The organism is Kitasatospora sp. NPDC023176, from assembly GCF_055560495.1.
Genome location: NZ_JBVHIP010000001.1, coordinates 81,454 through 99,563, shown reverse-complemented (window position 1 = coordinate 99,563; position 18,110 = coordinate 81,454). Strand labels below are relative to the sequence as shown.

22 protein-coding genes are annotated in these 18,110 nt (G+C 69.7%); all 22 read right to left on the bottom strand.

Annotated elements, in window-relative coordinates:
* Positions 1-2: 2 nt before the first annotated feature.
* A complete protein-coding gene (locus ACZ3YL_RS00780) occupies positions 3-308 on the bottom strand; it encodes a hypothetical protein (protein ID WP_465654465.1) in 306 nt (101 codons plus the stop codon).
* 8 nt (positions 309-316) lie between these two features.
* Positions 317-706: a hypothetical protein gene (locus ACZ3YL_RS00775; RefSeq protein WP_465654463.1), complete on the bottom strand. Its 390-nt coding sequence runs from the start codon at positions 704-706 to the stop codon at positions 317-319.
* Between the two features lie 39 nt (positions 707-745).
* The gene (locus tag ACZ3YL_RS00770) at positions 746-1,336 is read right to left on the bottom strand and encodes a hypothetical protein (RefSeq protein WP_465654461.1); all 591 of its coding nucleotides are present in this window, start codon (positions 1,334-1,336) and stop codon (positions 746-748) included.
* An 83-nt stretch (positions 1,337-1,419) separates the two neighbouring features.
* Positions 1,420-2,133, bottom strand: a complete 714-nt coding sequence (locus ACZ3YL_RS00765) for a hypothetical protein (protein ID WP_465654459.1) — start codon at positions 2,131-2,133, stop codon at positions 1,420-1,422.
* Positions 2,133-2,297: a hypothetical protein gene (locus ACZ3YL_RS00760; RefSeq protein WP_465654457.1), complete on the bottom strand. Its 165-nt coding sequence runs from the start codon at positions 2,295-2,297 to the stop codon at positions 2,133-2,135. Before ACZ3YL_RS00760 ends, ACZ3YL_RS00765 begins: the two co-directional genes overlap by 1 nt.
* Before the next feature lie 14 nt (positions 2,298-2,311).
* On the bottom strand, positions 2,312-2,812 hold the full coding sequence (locus ACZ3YL_RS00755) for a hypothetical protein (protein ID WP_465654456.1): 501 nt from the start codon (positions 2,810-2,812) through the stop codon (positions 2,312-2,314).
* Between the two features lie 12 nt (positions 2,813-2,824).
* Entirely contained in the window at positions 2,825-3,202 is a 378-nt protein-coding gene (locus ACZ3YL_RS00750; protein ID WP_465654454.1) for an HK97 gp10 family phage protein, read from the bottom strand.
* Between the two features lie 10 nt (positions 3,203-3,212).
* Positions 3,213-3,533, bottom strand: coding sequence for a hypothetical protein (locus ACZ3YL_RS00745; RefSeq protein ID WP_465654453.1), 321 nt, complete (start codon positions 3,531-3,533; stop codon positions 3,213-3,215).
* 86 nt (positions 3,534-3,619) lie between these two features.
* Complete coding sequence (locus tag ACZ3YL_RS00740; RefSeq protein ID WP_465654451.1) at positions 3,620-4,549, bottom strand: hypothetical protein; 930 nt, start codon at positions 4,547-4,549, stop codon at positions 3,620-3,622.
* A gap of 94 nt (positions 4,550-4,643) precedes the next feature.
* Positions 4,644-5,021, bottom strand: coding sequence for a hypothetical protein (locus tag ACZ3YL_RS00735; RefSeq protein ID WP_465654449.1), 378 nt, complete (start codon positions 5,019-5,021; stop codon positions 4,644-4,646).
* A gap of 37 nt (positions 5,022-5,058) precedes the next feature.
* Complete coding sequence (locus ACZ3YL_RS00730; protein WP_465654447.1) at positions 5,059-5,502, bottom strand: hypothetical protein; 444 nt, start codon at positions 5,500-5,502, stop codon at positions 5,059-5,061.
* Between the two features lie 76 nt (positions 5,503-5,578).
* Positions 5,579-7,072: a hypothetical protein gene (locus ACZ3YL_RS00725; protein ID WP_465654445.1), complete on the bottom strand. Its 1,494-nt coding sequence runs from the start codon at positions 7,070-7,072 to the stop codon at positions 5,579-5,581.
* A gap of 81 nt (positions 7,073-7,153) precedes the next feature.
* A complete protein-coding gene (locus ACZ3YL_RS00720) occupies positions 7,154-8,743 on the bottom strand; it encodes a hypothetical protein (RefSeq protein WP_465654443.1) in 1,590 nt (529 codons plus the stop codon).
* On the bottom strand, positions 8,740-9,120 hold the full coding sequence (locus tag ACZ3YL_RS00715; protein ID WP_465654441.1) for an XkdF-like putative serine protease domain-containing protein: 381 nt from the start codon (positions 9,118-9,120) through the stop codon (positions 8,740-8,742). Before ACZ3YL_RS00715 ends, ACZ3YL_RS00720 begins: the two co-directional genes overlap by 4 nt.
* 16 nt (positions 9,121-9,136) lie before the next feature.
* Positions 9,137-11,896, bottom strand: coding sequence for a phage portal protein (locus tag ACZ3YL_RS00710; RefSeq protein WP_465655230.1), 2,760 nt, complete (start codon positions 11,894-11,896; stop codon positions 9,137-9,139).
* A 283-nt stretch (positions 11,897-12,179) separates the two neighbouring features.
* Positions 12,180-13,637, bottom strand: coding sequence for a hypothetical protein (locus ACZ3YL_RS00705; protein ID WP_465654439.1), 1,458 nt, complete (start codon positions 13,635-13,637; stop codon positions 12,180-12,182).
* A gap of 156 nt (positions 13,638-13,793) precedes the next feature.
* Complete coding sequence (locus tag ACZ3YL_RS00700; protein WP_465654437.1) at positions 13,794-14,363, bottom strand: hypothetical protein; 570 nt, start codon at positions 14,361-14,363, stop codon at positions 13,794-13,796.
* Between the two features lie 2 nt (positions 14,364-14,365).
* Entirely contained in the window at positions 14,366-14,617 is a 252-nt protein-coding gene (locus ACZ3YL_RS00695; protein ID WP_465654435.1) for a hypothetical protein, read from the bottom strand.
* 30 nt (positions 14,618-14,647) lie between these two features.
* Positions 14,648-14,854 carry a hypothetical protein gene (locus ACZ3YL_RS00690; RefSeq protein WP_465654433.1) on the bottom strand — a complete coding sequence of 69 codons (207 nt, stop codon included), beginning with the start codon at positions 14,852-14,854 and terminating at the stop codon, positions 14,648-14,650.
* A 137-nt stretch (positions 14,855-14,991) separates the two neighbouring features.
* Positions 14,992-15,204, bottom strand: coding sequence for a MerR family transcriptional regulator (locus ACZ3YL_RS00685; protein ID WP_465654431.1), 213 nt, complete (start codon positions 15,202-15,204; stop codon positions 14,992-14,994).
* A 106-nt stretch (positions 15,205-15,310) separates the two neighbouring features.
* A complete protein-coding gene (locus tag ACZ3YL_RS00680) occupies positions 15,311-16,015 on the bottom strand; it encodes a hypothetical protein (protein WP_465654430.1) in 705 nt (234 codons plus the stop codon).
* 93 nt (positions 16,016-16,108) lie between these two features.
* Positions 16,109-18,100, bottom strand: coding sequence for an FtsK/SpoIIIE domain-containing protein (locus ACZ3YL_RS00675; protein ID WP_465654428.1), 1,992 nt, complete (start codon positions 18,098-18,100; stop codon positions 16,109-16,111).
* Positions 18,101-18,110: the final 10 nt, after the last annotated feature.

Sequence of the window (18,110 nt, the reverse complement as noted above, 5' to 3'; positions counted from 1 at the left end):
ATTCACCCCCCGGGCGATCCGTAACTGAAGAAGCCGGCGAATGCCGGATCGGCCGCGAGCGCGGTGCGGGTGCCGGGGTTGATCTCCTCGTAGCGGCCGGGGGCCATCTGTGGCATGCCCCCGGTGTCGTCCTCCTGCTGGGCGGCGGTGGCCCGGACCCGCATCACGCCCTCGTACGCGGGCATCCGCCACGCGAGCCGGAAGAACGTCGGGCCGTCGAGGACGGTGACGTCGGGGATGCGGTGGAAGACGCTGAAATCCGAGGCGAGGTCGTCGAGGTGGTCCAGCACCCAGCCGACCTGGACCACCCGGTCGACTACGCTTTTGGGAGTTCCAGAGCGCCCATGGTCTGCCGGGTGGCGATGGCGGTGATCTGCTGGAACTGCTCCGGGGTGAGCTGGTCATACTCGCGCAGCGCCCGGTAGCCCTCCTCGCCGAGGAGGCTGCCGAGGAGAAAGTCCGCTGCGGCGGCGTCCCCCTGGTCCTTGGCGAGGTGCATGTACTGCAGCGCGATGTTCATGCGTGGTCGCTTCGGAATGCAGTACTCGACGTCGTCGATGTAGAACAGCGGCACCCGCTCCTCGTTCACCTGCGGTGCGGTCGTGAGACGGAGCACCTCGAAGGCGGGCTCGGCGGAGGCTGACGGCGCGGAGGGCGGGAGTGGCCCTCTGGACGGCTTCTTGCTCGCGGTCACCTTAGCGGCCACAGGGTCCTCTCCTAGCGACGGGGAACGTCAGGGGGTTGATCACGCCGTCTGGTCGACGATGTGGACGGGCGGGATGCTGCTGCTCACGTAGTACGCGGAGAACGTGCAGTCGTACGCCTGTTGGGTCTTCTTGTCGTAGGCGAGCTGCGCCTTCACCTGCGACAGCACCTTGCGGACGATGACCCGGCGCAGCGCAGGCTGGCCGCTGGAGAGCATCGGCGCCCAGCCGTCGATGATCAGGGCCGCGTAGCTGGGCTGGGTGGACGCGGAGGTGACGGGTATGTCCAGTGTCGAGTAGCCGGAGTTCGTGGCCAGGGTGCCGATGTTGTTGAGCGCTGTCTGAAGGTTGGCCAACGTCATCTCGGCCAACTTGGCCGTGACCTGCATCTTCATGGCGGTCAGGCGGGCTCCGACGTCCATGGTGATCTGGTCGACCGCCAGGGGGGTGTAGGTGTTGTCGACCTCCCAGGTGACGCCGCCGTCGGTACCACCCACGTCGGTCCAGGGAGCGCCGGGCGGCGTGGTCGGGCCGTTGGGAGTGACGGCGGAGTCGAGAGGCTCGGTGCTGCCGAAAGCGGCGACGTACAGGCGGGCCGGGCCGAGAACCAGGTTGGCCGAATTCACTGCCAAAGGGATCATCCCCTACGTGGTGGGTGCGGGCATGAGAAAGGCCCGCACTGGGCGGGCCTGGAGTCAGGCGTTCGGAAGGCGGGTTAGAAGACGCCGGCGTTCTGCAGCAGTGCGACGCCGGTGACGCTTGCCGGGGTGCCGAAGTCCACGAACACCGCGCCGCCGGGCTGGTTCTCGTCCGTGGGGAACGGGCCGACGATGTTGGTCGCGTTGGTCGCGAGCGACGCCGTGATCGCGGAGACCGGCTGGCCCTCGATGGTCGTGCCGATGTTCACGATGACCGTGCTGCTGCCCGCCGTGGTGTTGCTGGACTGCGGGGCGAGGCCGCTGTTGGTGGGCGGGGCGGTCAGCGTCAGGTTGGTGCCGATCGCGGTCGGGGACCCGGCGGTCTGCTGGCGGGTGTAGCTGGCGCCGCCGGCCTGCGTGACGTAGGCGTACCAGCCGGTGGCGTTGCCTGCGGCGGCCGGGGAGGTGATCGTGATGGTGGAGGTCGAGCCGGTGGTCGTGACGCTGGAGGATGCGGAGGCGACGGTCTCCCCTGCGGTGTTGGTGTAGGACACCTCCACCTGGTAGGTGCCGGCGGCGACCGTGCCGCCAGTGGTCGCGGTGGACACGCTGGGCGCCGCAGGGGCGGTCAGCTGTCCGAGCTGCACGTGCAGCACCTCGCGGCCGGTGTTGACGAAGGACACGCCGGTGTTCGCGCCGAGCGTGGTGGTGCCCAGCAGCGAGGTGAGGTTGAGGGGTGATGCCGAGCCGGTCTTGGGCTGGGCGGTCGCGGTCAGACTGAGGCGGGCCATCAGGCGTCCTTGGGCTTGGTGGGCGCTGCCTGCTTGGCGGGCGCGGGATCGGCGGAGGTCTGCGGGGTCTCTTCGACGAGCAGGCCCTGGGAGCGGAGGACCGGAACCTCGTCGTCGGGGACCTCGACGGGGTCGGGGAAGAAGGTCGTGCGGACGAGGGGCATGGCGGGGTCCTCGATCAGTAGAGGCGGTCGTTGACGGTCACCCAGGACAGGGCGAGATCGGCCTGGTACCGCGCGTAGTCGCCCTGGTCGTCGTAGAGACGCCTGAACGCGGTGGCCAGGTATGCGGTCTGCACAGCTGCCGTGGGGTAGGTGACCCCATTGGCCGTGATCTGCAAGGGCCGGGCGATGGCTCGCCGGTCCCAGGTGGCTCGGCGGATGGCGCCGGCCAGGGCCGCGGCCTGGTTCCAAGGCGGCTTGTTGCTACCCGGGACAGTGGCCCAGCAGTCGAGCTGAATCGCTGGCCGGTTGATCGGCAGCTGTGGGTCGGGGCCGCCGCCGACCACGGCGACGGTGACGAATCCGGTGGCGACCCACGGGGCCGGGCTGCCGTCGGCGTTGACATCGGGGGGCAGGGTGGTGCCGACCATGGCCGAGGTGAAGCCGGGGATGGTAGCGATCCATGCGGCTGCGACGAGCTCGTCGGTGCCGTCCAGCGGAAGAGCAGGGGAGGTCACCCTGGGCTCCTGTTACTCGCCGCGCTGCTGGAGCAGAGCTGGACGTAGGAAGGGCTGCGGCCGGGTGCCAGGGTGGTGCACTTCTCGGACTGGGTGGGCGGCGCCTTCCCAGTGCAAGGCCTGCTTCCCGTTGGGGCGGATGACGTGCGGGCCGGTGCCGAGCTCGACGTAGGCGGCGTAGGTGCGGCCATCGGCGCCGCCGGTCGCGGAGACGACCAGGTCGGTGCCTTCCAGGTGGTGTTCGATGCTGGCGGCGAGCGCCCCGGTGTTCTCGGGGCAGTAGCGGGCGGCGTCAGCGGCGATGGCGGGGCCGAGCTTCTCCGTGAACAGCCGTGCCACGGCGGTGGCGACTTCGTCCTCCCAGGCACCGTCGGTCTCGACGCGGGTCACGGGCACCTCCTCAGTCGGAGCCGGTGGTGACGCCGGAGCGCATGCGCAGCGTCAGCGTCTTCGGCGGCGGGTAGTAGCCGATGCCGGGCTGCTCCTGGATGTTCTCGATCATGAAGTAGTGGCCGGTAGTCTCATCGCGGATGGTGTCCGTGGTCCGTACGTCGGCCCAGTTCGGCACGGTGCAGGTGATGCTGCGGATGATCTGCTGGCGTTGCGTCGCCGCGTCGAAGGCGGTCTGCTCGGTCTCCGCCAGGGCGGCGGGAACGCCGGTGTAGGTGGGCACGCCCACGTCCGTCGCGTCGCCGTAGGCGTTGACGCTGGTGCCGCGCATGATGGTGATGGTCCGGTTCCAGAAGCGGAGAACTCCAGTCGCTCCAGTCGCTCCGCCACCGCCGAAGCTGGGCCGCCGGCGGGCCATCAGGCGACCCTGCGGTAGTCGTCGAGCAGCATCTCGACCTCCGTCGCCAGCGCCCCGGTACCGCCCGCCAGTTGCCCGGACAGGGATTGCGTAGCGATGGCGTCGATACCCTCCAGCGCTTCCACCGTGGCGGCCAGTACCGCCGCATGGATGACGTTCGTCGGGAGCGCCGACACCACCGCACCCACCGGATGGGCCTGGGCGAGTGGCTGTGCGAGCTGGACGGTGCCCGGCCCGGCCTGCACCGTGGTTGTCGTGTTCGGCAGCACCGTGGTGGTTGTGGCGGTGGCGCTGCTCACAGCGATGGTCTCGGTGGCCGCGCCGTCGTACAGGAACCCGGACAGGCCGTGTGGGCCGCCCCAGCCGGTGACGTCGTCCACGCTGATCGACGTCGTCCCCGCCGCTGCCGGTGCGGTGAGGCCGGCGTGCGGCCACCCCGACGAGGTCGACAGCTGCACCTGCCAGCCGCCTCGGCCCTGACGCCAGTCGATCCAGCCGGGGGCCACGTCAATGACGCTGCCGCCCGACGGGCCCGTTGCGGGCGTTGGTCCGGCGAACGATACCGGTGTGCGAAGCCGGAACTGGCCCGCCGGCACCGGTGACCAGGCGACCGGGAATGCGCGCGACGGCGAGACGAGTACCGCCCAGACGTCCGACAGGTGCCGGTGCCTGGCGATCAGCGTGCCGAGCTGCGTGTGTCGGTCGACGGCGACCCGCGGCCCGCCGGGACCCGAGTGCGTCTCCGTGACGACCACCGACCGCAGCGGCTGACGACAGTAGGAGTCGACGACAGAGGTCGCGCTCCAGCACACCTGCTGGAGCTGGGCGAGCTGCGACGGGGTGTCCGCCGTCAGCGTTGGGACCACCTTCCAGCTCACGCCCGCCGGTTGGGCAAGCAGCATGCCGGGCGTGATGTAGCTGGTCGCCATGCGCCCCCCATAATGCGGATCGATTCAGAGTCGTCAGCGACACCGTCACAGCGGAGGAAGTGCGGCGCGGCGCGCTGCGGGGTCGACGTGCGGGCTATTCGGCCTTGGCCGGGCCGCGTCGGGTCCGCGGCGTCCGGGTCTTGCCGGTTTCGGCCGCCGGGTCGTCGTCCTCGGCGGCGGCCTGGGCGGGATCCGTCTGCTTGGCGACGTTCGCCGTTCGGGCGGCTTCCACCAGCTGCTGGACGGCGTCCATCAGCGTGGCCGGGTCGCGGCGCCTATCCAGCTCTTCGGAGATGAGACGGTGCTGCCGCTCAATGTCGGTCTCCCACTGCGGGCGGCCGTTGGTGCAGAAGCCGCGGAGCTGGTCGGAGAGTTCGTTCGGGAAGTCGAAACCGCCCAGCGGGTCGGCGCTGAAGTGACCGAAGACCGGGTGGTCGAGCGCGGTTGCGCCCGTGCGCGTGTACAGGCGCATGCGTGGCTCCTTGTGAGGGTGGGAGGTCGCTGTGGGGTCAGCGGCCGAAGAGGCTGAACGACACCCCGGTGAAGGTAGGGCTGGCGGTGCCGGTGATCGTCCAGCGGATCCGGCCGTTGTAGGTGAGGTTGTAGCCGGTGGAGATGTTGCCTGCGACCGTGCCGGCGAAGCCGAGGACTGCTCCGGAGATCGCGGTGGCGTTCGAGGTCAGGTACCAGTTTCCGTAGGCGTCCTGCACGTCGAAGAAGACGGCGAGGCCGGGGTTGGTGCCGGAAACGTTGAGGACGTTGACGACGAGGAGGCCGTTCGACACTGACGACACGTCGATGAGGCCGCCGGTTTTGCCGTTGACCTGGTTGGTGATGTTCGCGGCGGCGGTGTCGGAGCCTGCTCCGCTCAGGGTGAGTCCGTCGGCACGGAACAGCTCCTGGGTGGCGGTGAAGGTCGGGGCGGGCACAGCTGCCCGCGCGGGCGGCGCCATGGGGCCTCTCCTTGGTCGGGCCGGCCCCGCCAGGCCGCAGCAAATGTACTGCCTGGCGGGGAGGCGAAGCTGTGGCTTAGGCCACGCAGGTGAGGGACGCCATCGCGACCGGAGCCCTGTTGATCAGGGCAGAGACGGTTCGCAGTTCGAACTCGCGCCTGGGGCCGCCACCGGCGGTGCCCGCGACGCGGGAGACGCCGTAGTCGAACTGGGCGGTGTCGCGCAGGGTCCGGCATTCCAGCACGGAGCTGATGTTGGCCTGCGGGAACGGCACGCGGTCGGTGCGGGCGATGATCGTGCCGGGCGGGAGGGAGGTGTGGACCTCGATCGGCACGGTCACGCCGCCGGCCGGGGCGTTGACGATCTCGCCGACCCGGCCGCCTGCGGTGGTGGAGATACGGCCGCTGGAGTCGGTGTTGAGGAACGTGGTCGCCGAGGAGGAGCCGAGGACGAGGTTGGCGATCTCCTGGGCGTGCGCGGCGTTCATCATCAGCGCGGTCGGCGAGGTCTTGACCTGGTTCCACAGCGGCAGGAACAGCAGGTTCTCGATCTCGGTGACGGATCCGCCGGACAGGGTCAGGGCTGCGCCGTTGAGGCTGTTCCAGATCGACGGGTTCGCGGTGCCGGTGCCCGAGGTGGCCCACTGGCCGGAGCCGTTGTAGTCGCCGGCGAGGCTGGCGAGGAAGCCGTCGTAGTCGTTGGCGTTCGCGGAGCCGTTGTCGCCGCTGCTGGAGTAGGTGGGGACACCCGCCGAGCCCTTCCACAGGGTGGTCATGTCGGGGGTGGCGGTGGCGGACGGCAGCGCGTTGTTGCTGGCGATGGTGGCGGTGATGGTGACGGTGTTGGTGGTGGTGGTCGTGTAGTAGTACCAGGTGGTGCCGTTGGCGGAGTAGAACCAGTCGTACGCGACCGCGCCCCTGACCGCCGCCACGGTGGCGGTGATGCTGTTGGTGGTGCCCGAGCCGAACGTGGTGGACGCGCTGTTGCCCTGGCTGTTGCCGGAGCCGTAGTAGTAGCCGGAGCCGGTACGGGCCGCGACGCCCACGTAGGCGGTGACGGCGCCGATGGTGCCACCGGTGGCGTGCTGGGTGAGTACCGGAGTCGCGGGCTGCGCGAGCGCGAACGACTGGGCACCCATCAGCTTGCGGTCCTCGGCGATCAGGAGCTGGTTCAGCACGTTGAAGGTGGAGACCGCGTACGGGTCGGCGTAGCCGTGCGCCAGGTCGAAGGCGTCCTGGGTCACCAGGCCGGCCATGGCGAGCGGCTTGTACCGGGCCTGGAAGTCCTGCTCCTGGAACTGGACCTCGGCGCCGGCGTAGTCGAAGCCGACTGCGGGGTCGGGCTGGGAGTTCGTCAGGTTCATGATGGCGCGCCACACCGCGTAGGGGTTACCGTCCGGCGACGCCTTGCGGGCGACGATGTCTCGGAACGGGGTGACGACCGGGATGAGAGAGACGAGCTCGGACAGGTCGTACGACCAGATGCCGGTCGATTCGAGAATGCCGGCGGTCTGGGCCTTCTTGATGGCGCCGAGGGTCTCCTCGGTCATGTCGCTGAGCGGGTTGCTCACGGGGTGCCTCCTGGGCATGCGAAAACCCCCGGGCGCTTGGCGCTCTCGGGGGTCTGGCGAAGTGGGGGGTGCGGGCGTCGCTTACGCGCGTCGCTGCTGGTAGATCTCCTGGAGCCGATCGATGGCGCTGGCCTGCATCTCCTTGGCGATGCGGTTCTGGTCGCGTGCGTCGACGGCGCTGTAGAGGCCCTGCTTCATCTCGCGGGCCTTGGCGACATCGATGGGCGCGGTGCCTCGGTCCTGGCCGCGCAGCTGCTCGCGCGGCGGGGTGGCTCCGTTGGTGAACACCTTCGGTGCGGCGGGCTGCTGCTCCAGCACCCCGATGCGGTCCTGCTGCGCCTTCGTCAGCTCGGCCATCTCCAGGAGCGCATCGCGCAGCTGCGTGATCTGTTCGCCCTGGGTGGCGTTGTGCTTGGTGACGGCGTCTTCGACCGCAGCCAGGAGGCTGCTCTTGAACATGTCCGTGAAGGTGGGTTCGGTGGCCGACTTGGTGACGCTGTCGTCGCCGTCGTCGGCCGGGGTGTCTGCGGGGGTACCGGCCTCGTCAGCGGGCTGCGGGGTGAGGTCGGGGGTCTGGGGGGCGTCGTCCGAGGCGTCGTCCATGTCGTCGGCGTCGGCCTCGGCGTTCGCGACCGGGGTGACGTCGCCGGGGTCGACGATGCCGATCAGGCGCCCCTTCTGGTCGTAGACCACGACCATCGGGGTCTTCTCGCCGTCGGCCTTGGCGACGTCAGTCTCGGGCTGCTCGCTCTGCTGTGCGGCGGTTTCGGTCGAGGTGGTGGGGTCGGGCATGCTGGTCTCCTTCGTGTCGGTGACCGGCTGCGCGGCCTCCTTCTCTACGGGTGCCGCGGGCAGCGAGGCGAGGACCTTCTGCAGGCTCCCGACGGCGTGCCGGATGGCCTGTTCGTTCGCGGCCGAGAGGGTGCGGCCGGCCTTGCGGACGGCCGTGCCGGCTTCGATGGTGTCGAGCTGGCTGGTGTCGAACCCGGCGAGGGCCTTGCCGACGTCCTGCATGTCCGTGCCGCAGTCGGCCTCGGCCTGCTCGTCGACCGCGAAGGGCGCCAGGATTGAGATGGCGTAGTCGATGGCGCAGGCGGCGTCCTGAAGGTCACAGGCGTCCTCGGCGTCGCTCGGGTCGGCGGTGGCGGCTTCGAGCATTTCCCGGTCGGCGAGGACTTCGAGCGCGCCCCGGGCGCGGGCCAGGATGGAGGTCCACTTGCGGGCGGTGGCGGCGTCGATGGCTTCCCAGGCGGGGGAGCCGGGCTCGTTGGGGTCGCCGGGGGCTTCGGTGACGTCGTCGGGGGAGGCGAGGACGACAGTGGGGTCCATGCCGTCCTGGCCTTCGTCCATCTCGCCGCCGATCATCTTGGCTACTTCTGGCGTGAGTTCGTCTCGCTCGCGTGCTCGCTGCGCGGCTTCGTGCATGAGCTTGGCGATGGCCCCGGGGCTTCCGGTCATGGTCACGGTGTCCTCTCGGGGCACGGGTTCGGCGTGGGATTTGCCGATCAGGTCGCGGATGATGTCTGGTGGCACGAGTCCCGCCTGGGCGTCCTGCTTCATCAGCAGAAACCCGGAGGATCCGTTGGCTGGCCGGTCTACGAGGTCGACGCGGGGGACGTTGGCGTCGACCAGTTCGGTGAACTCGGTGTCGTCGCCGAGTACGTCCGTCATGTCTCACTCCTCGGTTGGATGCGTCGCGCCATGCCCTGCGGCGAGAAGCCCTTGACTCGTCCGGACTTGACGAGCCGCCATGCCGCGTCGTCGCAGAGGCCGCCGATGAGCCAGTCGCCGGCTTTGATTACGGTCCCGTCAGGCTGTTCCCACGCGGGGCCGCGATAGATGTAGCTCTCGGTGACTGTAAAATGACCGATCGTGTCGTCGGGTCCGTGAAACAGCCCGACTTGCCCACCGCCAGGCAGGAATGACCAGCACGCTTTCTCCAGCTCGTCTGCCGTGAAGAAGTCCCGGCCGCCATCTGCACCCTTGGCGATGCGCGGGTCTCGCCCAGCCTGATAAGCGAGCCCAAGCACGTATTGGCGTTCCGTCACGGATCCCCCTGACTTCCTAGGCCGGTACGACACTGCACCGGCAGTTGGGGTGTTGGGGCGGGTAGGCGGCTCCGCCGGGGTAGTCCGCACCGAGGGGGAGCGGCCCGGATGCGGCGTTGGCGGTGCAGCTCGGGCAGACGTTGCTGCCCGGGTCGAGCAGCCACCGGCCGTTGGCAATGCTCCGCTGCTGGTAGATGGCCGCGGCGCCGGCGCTGGACGCCTTGGTGATCTCGGTGATGGCGATGGCGTACGCCGTGCCTGTGTCGGCGAGGGCTGCGCGCAGCGCCGTGGCGATCTCGGTGATGGTGCCGCCAGCGGCGAGGACCTTGGCGAGGTCCTTGAGCCGGCCGACAGCGATCTGCTGGGCGTCAGGCCCGGCCGTGCCGGTGAGATCGTTGAGCCCGTCGGCCGCGCCGAGGTCTGCGATCAGGGTCTGGGCTGTGGCGGTGTCACCGGGCTGCCACGCGGCGAGGTCCGGATGGGTGCCGTCCGTGAGCGTGGTGGCTGATGTAGCGCCGAGGAGGTAGCCGTCAGTGCGTGCGGCAGCCAAGGGCGCGGTGAGCGGGGTGGTGAGGTCAAGGTTCTGGCCGGCGAGCCAGGCTTCGGCTTCGGCTCGCGCCTGCGGGCCCTGGCTTGCCGCGGCTGGGTGGTCCTGCTGCCAGGCTTCGGCGAGGTTCCGGGCATGGCTGGCGGCCAGGGCCCCGACCAATGCGGCGGAGATGCCGGCTGCCCAGTAGTCGGCGGTGGGCTGGTCCTGCTGCCAGCCGGGCCAGTCACCGCCGTCAGCTTTTGGGCTGCTGTCTGCCTTCTCCACCGCGATGCCGGAGCCGAGTGCGGCCAGTACCTCGTCGAGCGATGCGAGGAGCTCGGGCCTGACCGCCGGGTTGCCGGCGAGCTGGTCCGGGGCCCACCAAGCGATGGCCTCGATCTGGTCGCCGTCCGGATCGTCCGGGTTCGATACCTGGTCGCGGCCGGTGAGCGGCACGAAGGACTCGTCTGGGACCTGCCAGATGATGCCCTGATAGATGCCGTCCGGGCTGAGCCAGGTGCCGGTCTGCATCCCGGGCGGGGGGATGAGTGCCGTCTCCTCGCTCCACTCCCGCCATGCTCCCTGGAGTGGTGATTCTCCGTCGTCGAGGTGGCCACCGGGTACTTCCCAGGTTCCGGCTGCGGGGTCCTCGGGGTCGAGGGCCCGTTGCAGCATGAGGACCCGGCCGGTGTCGGCCGCTTGGACTGCCAGACCGGCGACCGCGATGTCGCCCGCGGCTTTGCGGATGGTGAGGCGCCCGGCCTGGTTGAGCCGCCGGCCGCGGGCCGGGTCAACGACACGGAACTCGAAGTCGCGCCACTTGCCGGCGCGCTGGCGTGCCTTGCGGAACGCCCGGAACGCGGTGAGCTCGGCCTTGGCCAGCTGCGCGGGGTCCTCGGCTGGTTCGTCATCGTCGTCGACGAGGTCGTAGCTGGTGATCCCGGTCGTGGCGGTGATGCCAGCAGTCGGGGTTCCGTCTTTCTCCACCGTGCCGGCGGCCCCGGGCTGCGGAGGCGGAGCCGACGGCAGAGCGGACGGCCCGAACTCCTGCTCAGCCAGCGGTGCTACCTGCAGGGGCGGGTTCGGAACGACGCCTTCGGCTGCGGTGAACACGGTGTGTGGCAGCGGCGAACCGGGCTCCGGTGCGGCCGTGGCGGGGTCGATCGGGCCGGCGACCGCGTACAGCGACGCCAGCGGGATCGGCCCGGACCGTTCGGTGAACACGAACCGGGGAATGGGCTTGCCCTCCGGTTCGCCGAGGCCGTACCGCATTTCGCGGAGGTCGGACACGCTGATCGCGCCGAGGTTCGCGTAGATCTGGTCGGCTTGGGCCTGCTGCAGCCGGTCGGCCTGTTCCTCTCCGAGGTCGAAGAGGAATTCGAGTGGGAGCCCGAGGTCGTCCTGCAGGAATCCGGTGAGAATGTGCTGCAGGTGCCGGATGAGGGGCAGGTCACCGACGCGGTGCTGGACGTCGGCCTGCGACTCGCCGGACGACAGGTTCACGTTCTCGGTGAAGCCCAGGTCAGACGGGACCACGTGGAAAGCAGCAGCGGTCTTCCTCATTAGGAACAGGCTGAACTCGTCGGTGAAGTCCTTCTCGTTGGACCAGGTGATGCTGCTGCCACCGGGCATCCACTTGATGGTGTGCTTTTGGGCCTGGTCCCCGGCCATGAAGCTGTCCCAGAAGCCCTGCCACTGTTCGATCTGGTCCGGGGACCAGGACTCGGGCGCGGAGGCGAACGCCGAGGGGATGTTGCCCTCGGTGAATCGCTGCAGGAAGTACGTCTGGAAGCGGATGTCCGTGTTGGCGTTGAGGAGGATCGTCTCCAGCGGCGCCAGCCCGTACGGGCTGTTGGGACGCTTACGGAACGGCTCGTAGATCAGATCGTCACGGGTGAGCCAGTTCCACGGCAGGCCCTGCACGTACTGCACGTACGCCTCGGCCGGCGCCTCCGGGGAGCGGCCCCAGTAGTCGAGCAGCGGGGCGATGCTGGTGCCGTCCACGTTCATCAGGCCGATGACGTCGCCGCGCCGGTTGCGCATGCGGGACAGGCACCCGGCGTCGTAGGCGAGCATGTCGTACAGGTAGGCCGACAGCCAAGTGGAGAACGGCGTCTGGCGGTCGGGCTTCTTGAGCGCGGCCATGCCGGCCCGGACGGCGTCGGCGACGTCGCCGTCGAAGTGAGGGGCGGCGACGAGCGACCAGTCGAGGGAGCGGATGGAGTCGATGCGGTGCCAGATGCACATCTGGGCGACGTCGTAGGCTTCGATGAGGCCGCGGAGAGTATCGAAGCTGACGCGCTCGTGAGTGCGGGGGCGGCCGGAGGTGTTGTAGCCGGTGACGAAGTCATGGGCACGTGGGGTGCGGGAGTAGCCGTCGTAGGGGCCGATCGGGGTGCCGGGGCTGAACGGCCGGGTGGGGCTCATGCCTGCGGCGGTTTCGCCGGCGACCATGGCAGGGGGCTCGTTGGCGCCGAAGACCTTGGCGATGCGGCGGGGGTCCATGCGGCGGTGACCCCCCTTTGTTCGGTTAGCGCTGTTGGCGGTAGGCGGCGGTTCGTGCGCTGCGCAGGACCTCGGCCGGGCTTTCGGTGGCTGGTTCGGGGCTGGCGTCTGGCTGCTCCCCGCTCTTTGGGCCCTGGGCTTGCTCGGCTTTGTGGCGGCCGTACTCCAGCCAGGCGTGCGCATCTATTCCGCTGCCGCTGTAGAACGCCAGGAGCAGGGCGTCCGCGTTGTCGGGTGAGCGGCCGATGCGCTTCTTGGTGTCGGCTTTCGGCTCCACGACGATCCGGCCGGCGGCGTCGGTGGTGTACTTCGGCGCGGTGAGCTGGGAGACGAGCCGTTCCCGGTCGTCCGGGTCGAGCTCGGACAGGTCCCAGCCGCGGTCTTCGGACAGCTGGCGGCCGATCTGCCACCAGATCTGGGACCGTAGCCGGGCGAACCTTGCGGGCTCGCTGCTGGCCTCGGACACGTTGACACCGATGATCTCCGCGTCGTGCTCGCCGCGGGCCCGGCGCTCTCGGAGCGTACCGACGATGCCCCAGCCGATGCCGATCGAGTCGACCTTCACCTTGGCGGCCTTCGACTCGCGGATCGCTGCCACGATCGCGTTCACGGACTTGGTGGGGTCCTTCTCGCGGCTGCGCCACTCTCGGCCGACGCGTATGCCGCGGCGTTCCCGGATGACGGTCTCGTCGCCGCCGGCGCCGAGGTCGACGCCGAGTTCGACCGGTGCGAGGTCCGTGTACCTGAGTGGCTGCTCCGGGGGGAGCGCGCAGGCGCGGACCGCGGAGAGCCGGACGACGCCGTCCTCTGCATCGGAGGGGAACTCGCCGAGGACTTTGGAGATGTAGGTGGGGGACTGCTCGCCGAACTCGGCGCGCATGTCGGCTTCGTAGGCGTGTGAGACGAGCATCGGCCGCAGCTCGTCCGGCACAGACTCGCTGGTGAAGTTAGGAGTGTCGAACGCCGAGATCCGAATGACGTTCCACCGCTCGGTGTTGGCGCAGACGCGCGCGAACTGGGAGCCGGGGTCGTCGGGGTTGCCGATCGCGAGGATGCGGCAGTGCTCGCCGGTAGCGATGGCGTTCGCCGCGGTCCAGAACTGTTTGTTGATGCCGCAGGCCTCGTCGAGGATGACCAGGACGTACTTGGCGTGAATGCCCTGGAAGGCGTGCGGGTTGTAGTCGCTCGGTTTGCGGCCGAAGGCGATGAGCCGCTTGCCGAGCTTCCAGTCCGTCTCGTTGATCCGCCCGGGCAGCGGGGTGCCGCGTGCGGCGGCGGTGGAGAACGCCGCGTTGATCTCGGACCACAGAATGGCTTTGACCTGGTCGCCGGTCGGGGCGGTGGTGACCACCCGGGCCTCGCCGGCCGGATGGGTGTCGAGCCACCATGCGGTCAGGCGCGAGGCGACGAAGGACTTGCCGACGCCGTGGCAACTCTGGACGGCTGTGAGCCGGTTGTCCCTGACGGATGAGGTGATCGCCACCTGCTTCGACCAGAGATGCTCGCCGAGCTTCTCTCGCGCCCATAGGGCTGGGTCGGCGGCGTACTGGTCGACCCGGGCATGCTGCGCACCGTGTTCTTCGAGTCGGCGGGCGGCGAGAGTGAGAGGGTCGGCCCGCACAAGCCACCCCCTGACTGCCTACACGGAGCGCAGGTGCCGCGCTGCGACCTTCTTGGCCTCCGCTGCCTGGACGCCGGTGACGCCGAGGTGGGCAAGAAGGGCATCGATCGCGCTGAGGACCCGATCGGCTTGGGCCTCAGAGATCGCGGCCAGCCTCGCTTCGATGTCGAGTCGGGCGATGGAGGACAGGACGGTGTTCGCCCGGTCCATGGCCCGCTCGTAGAGCTGAACTTCGGCGCGGAGCTGTTCGGCGCCGGCATGGCCTTCGTAGCGGATCTCGTCGCCGATGCGGTTGACCAGGGCGGCGGTGGCGGTCTGCCAGGCGACGACCTGGCCGGCCAGTTGCATGAGGGCCGTCAGCGGGTCGTCGACCGGCTGGACGTCGAGCTCGGCGAGCACGGCACGGACCTCCCGTTCGGCGATCTCGTGGGCTGCCTTGATCTTCTGGCTGGGCGTCCTTCCGCCGTGCAGTTTGCAGCTGCCGGTCCCGGGGTGGTCGGTTCCCCAGCCTGCGGGGAGACCACAGTGCTCGGCCGACCCTTCCTGGCGGGTCTTCGCTCCGCAGACGGGCTTGTTGCCGTTGGCCACGGTCAGACCGTGGGGCTGGGCTTCTCGACCTGCTCGGCCACGGCCTTGGCGTCGGCGACGACCTCGGAGCTCATCGCCTTGGCCTCCTGGGCGACGTCCTCGCCGATGGACTTGGCGTCGGCCGCTACCTCGGTGGTGAGGGCGGTTTCGTCGCCGCGGAGGCGGTCCCAGAGGTGGTGGGCCTCGTCGGCGAGGGGGTGGCCCATCTTCTGGAGGGCGGTGACGATGGCGTGGAAGTTGTCGACGAGCGACACGGGGTCTCCTTGGGGTGAGGGCGGGGCGCGTCAGCGCAGGTCGGGGATGAATTCGGCGGGCACGGGGGCGGTGATGCGGTCGGTGCGGCGGGCTCGACAGACCGGACCCTGATGCCACCAGCGGCGTTCGCCGAGCCAGGCGGGGCGGCCGCAGCGGGAGCAGGTGCCGGGGATCGCACCCCAGTCGTCGTCGACGGTGAACGGGGCGTCGAGGGCGCGCCACGTCTTGGGGTCCAAGTGCACCTCCGGGATGGGGCTCGCGGCCTGGCGGGAGTGGGATGCCGGGCCGCGAGCCGGGGCCCGCCGCCCTCAGGGCGGGCCGTCCCCGCCGGCCGGCTCGCGCGGGCGGCACACGGCGGGGAGTTCAAGGGGCGTTACGCGGCCTGCGGTCGGGTAGCGCGCATCTCGGCTTCGACCTGCAGCACCTCGGCGGCCCGGTAACGGGGACGAGTGGCACGTGGGTTGACGGGGCGGAGTTTGCCGCGGTGCGCCCAGATCCGTATCCGTCCAGGCGGGACCTGGGCGGCTTCGGCGGCCTGCTGGGTGGTCCAGGTGAGGCTGCGGAGGTCGGCGTCGAGGTGAATCACGGAGCCTCCTCCGGGAACGACGAAGGCCCCGCGCCGCGTGAAGCGGCCGGGGCCTGGTCGAAGACATGGGGGTACGGGCAAAAGTGTTACACGCATTCCGGATTCGTCAAGCTGCGCGCCGGTTGGGCGTGTTCGCGGCCGTCTCGGCAGCCCAGTCCTCGTACTCGGACGGGGTCATCAGCAGCCCGCAGTTACGGCATTCGACATAGTCGGCGCCGTCAGCGAAAGCCAGGGACCGCCAGGCGCAGCGCTTGCACGGGGCCGCCTTCTGCTCCACGCGGCTGTCGCGGGCGGTGAATCGTTTCGCCGACCGGTTGAAGCGCTGGATCTGCGCCGCAGGGTTGCCGCTGCCCGGCTCGTGGGTCTCCCCGGCCGCGGGGTGGTGTTCGAGGATCCAGTCGAGGTGGGCGCCGAGGAAGGCGATGGTGGCGGTAGCGGAGACACCCTCGCGAAGGCCGGCCGGGCGTGCCCCGAGGCCGCGCAACTCGCGGACGTCGTCCTCGATTTCGGTGAGGCCGCCGACGATGTGGTCGGTGAGGAGCCGGGATGCCTGGCCGGGCCACGGGGCGATGCCCGCGGGCCGGCTGGTGGTGACGTCGGCGGGCCGGGCGGTGCCGTGTGTGGCCTCCAGCCAGATGGCGGCGAGGAGTTCCGGAAGTTCGGTGAGGTCACGGCGAGTGCGGCCGGCGCAGGTCTGGCAGTGAACGGGCTGGCCCCAGGTGGGGGTGCAGTCGTGGGGGAGACCGGTGTTCTCGGCGTCGCGCCAGGCGCGGTTGCAGAGGCCGGGGCACGGGGTGGGGGTGGTGTGCATGCTGGTCCTCCCGGGGCGGCGGGGTGATCAACCCAGTGTTGCACCGGAAATGCAGAAGCCCCACCTGCGATACGCGGGTGGGGCTGGAGCCGGCTACTCAGGTGTGATCGGGAGGGAGAACTGCTCCACCTTCCCGACCTTCTCGGACAGGACACCGTGCAATGTCCACACGTCGAGCGCGCGCCGGACCGTGTCCCGAGACCCGAACTGCCCGTGATCGACAAGGTCTTGCTTCGTGGCATGGCCCTGGTCCTCGCAGAGCTGGCAGAAGACCTTGTACAGGCTAGGCCACTCGTCACGCCCAACGGGCTGGCCGTCGGGGTACACCAGCGACGGCCGCGGCGGCACCTCCGGGGCTTTCACCAGCTGCACCGGATGGCCCTGCGGGGCGAACCGGCCGATCGGCTGCGCCGGAACATGATTGTGCAGGTGCGCTACGTCCGCGGCGATGTCCTTGTCACTGACCCACTCGGCGCGGCAACGGGGCGGGTTGGTCTGCGGCATCTCCGGCGACTGCAGGAAGAACTCGCCAGGCCTGGTCAGCTTCTCCGGGACGAAGCCAGCGCCACGGCATCCCTTCCCGAAGACGAACTCGGCATGGCCAGCCTCCCCGGCGCGCGTGGAGATCTTGTTGGCGAAGTTGCCACGCATGTCGGTGCTCCCGCCGAAGACCCTGGCCGACGGCTGCTGAGTTGCCGCAACGAAGTGGATGGCCAGGAACCGGAGGACGGCCAGTCCCGACTCCAACAGGCTCGTGACTGCGCGCTCGGGCGGCAGGGCGTTCTCCTTGTCGAGCTTCCGGTATTCGGCCTCTTCCTTGCGGAGCTGCTCGTCCTGGCGGATCAGCTCGCCAAGCTCGTCGGTGATGACGTAGATCGACGTGCCGTGCTTGCCCGGCACCCACTTGCGGACCGGCTCACGGCCGGCGGAGAGCTCGGTGAGGGACAGCTGCTCCAGGTGTGCGCCGCGCCGGTCCCCCTCGGCGATGATCATCTTCAGGAGGTCGCGGGCTTCCTCCGGAGTGCTTGCGATCTGCTTGAACAGGGGACGCCAGGGACCGAGTTCGGGAGTCCCGGGCTTGAGGTCGATGCCGTACAGCTCGACGTGGTCCTTGCGGAGGAGCTTCTTGATGATGAGGTTGAGCAGTCCCGACTTGCCCCAGTCGGCCGCGCCGGCGATAAGGGTGTGCCGGTACAGCAGCGTCAGGTAGACGGGGCGGCCGTATTCGTCCCATCCGATGCGGATCGGGTCCTCGATGTCGGTGGAGTCGTCGTCGGCGTAGGGGATCGCCTTGTCGAAGAACGGCCCGTGCGGGTAGAGCTCGGCCTGCTCCTCTACGACGTCTGCGGGTTGCGTCTGGGCGGTGGCTTCCGCCTTCCAGGCGGCCTTGTCCTGACCCATCTGCAGCTGCACGTCGACGTTCGCCGACGCGGAGGAGTTCACCGCCGCTGGGGCCTGCTTGGGCAGCTGCTTCTGGTCCTTGCGGTGCTGGATGAGCCACGGCACGTAGACGGCGTACGCGGCGCCGGTGGTGACCGCAGTGGCGGTGAGGGAGATCCCGCCCGGGCCAGCGCCGACCGCAGCCGCAACGTCGGCGAAGGCCAGGGTCATGCCGGCGCCGCCGCGGATCAGCAGCTCATTCTTCTTCTCGATGCCCATGAAGGCGCCAACCCCGGACAGGACAGCCAAGCCTGCGTACGCCGCGGTCCCCCACCCGCCGACACCGGCGAGGTACTGCCACCAGCCGAGACCCGTGACGCCACCGACCACGGCGGCGGGGGCGAGCTCGACCTTGTAGCGGACGACCAGGGCACCGGCCCGGTTGGCTACCGCGACGCAGGCCGAGAAGAACCGCTTCGACAGGCTCGGACCTGCCTTGACCAGCGGAAACGCGACCTTTGCGTCGGCCAGTGACGACGACGACGGAGCCGGGATGACCGCCAATTCGGAGGGATTCGAGGCCTCCACCGTCGTCGTCGGCATCGTCGTCACGCTCGTCCCCTGCTCAGCAGGCACGGAGCGCTTCGGGCGGGGCAGGAACGGGAGGACGTTGTCGTCGGCCCCGGCGGGCGTGTACTGGGCCATGAGGGGCCTC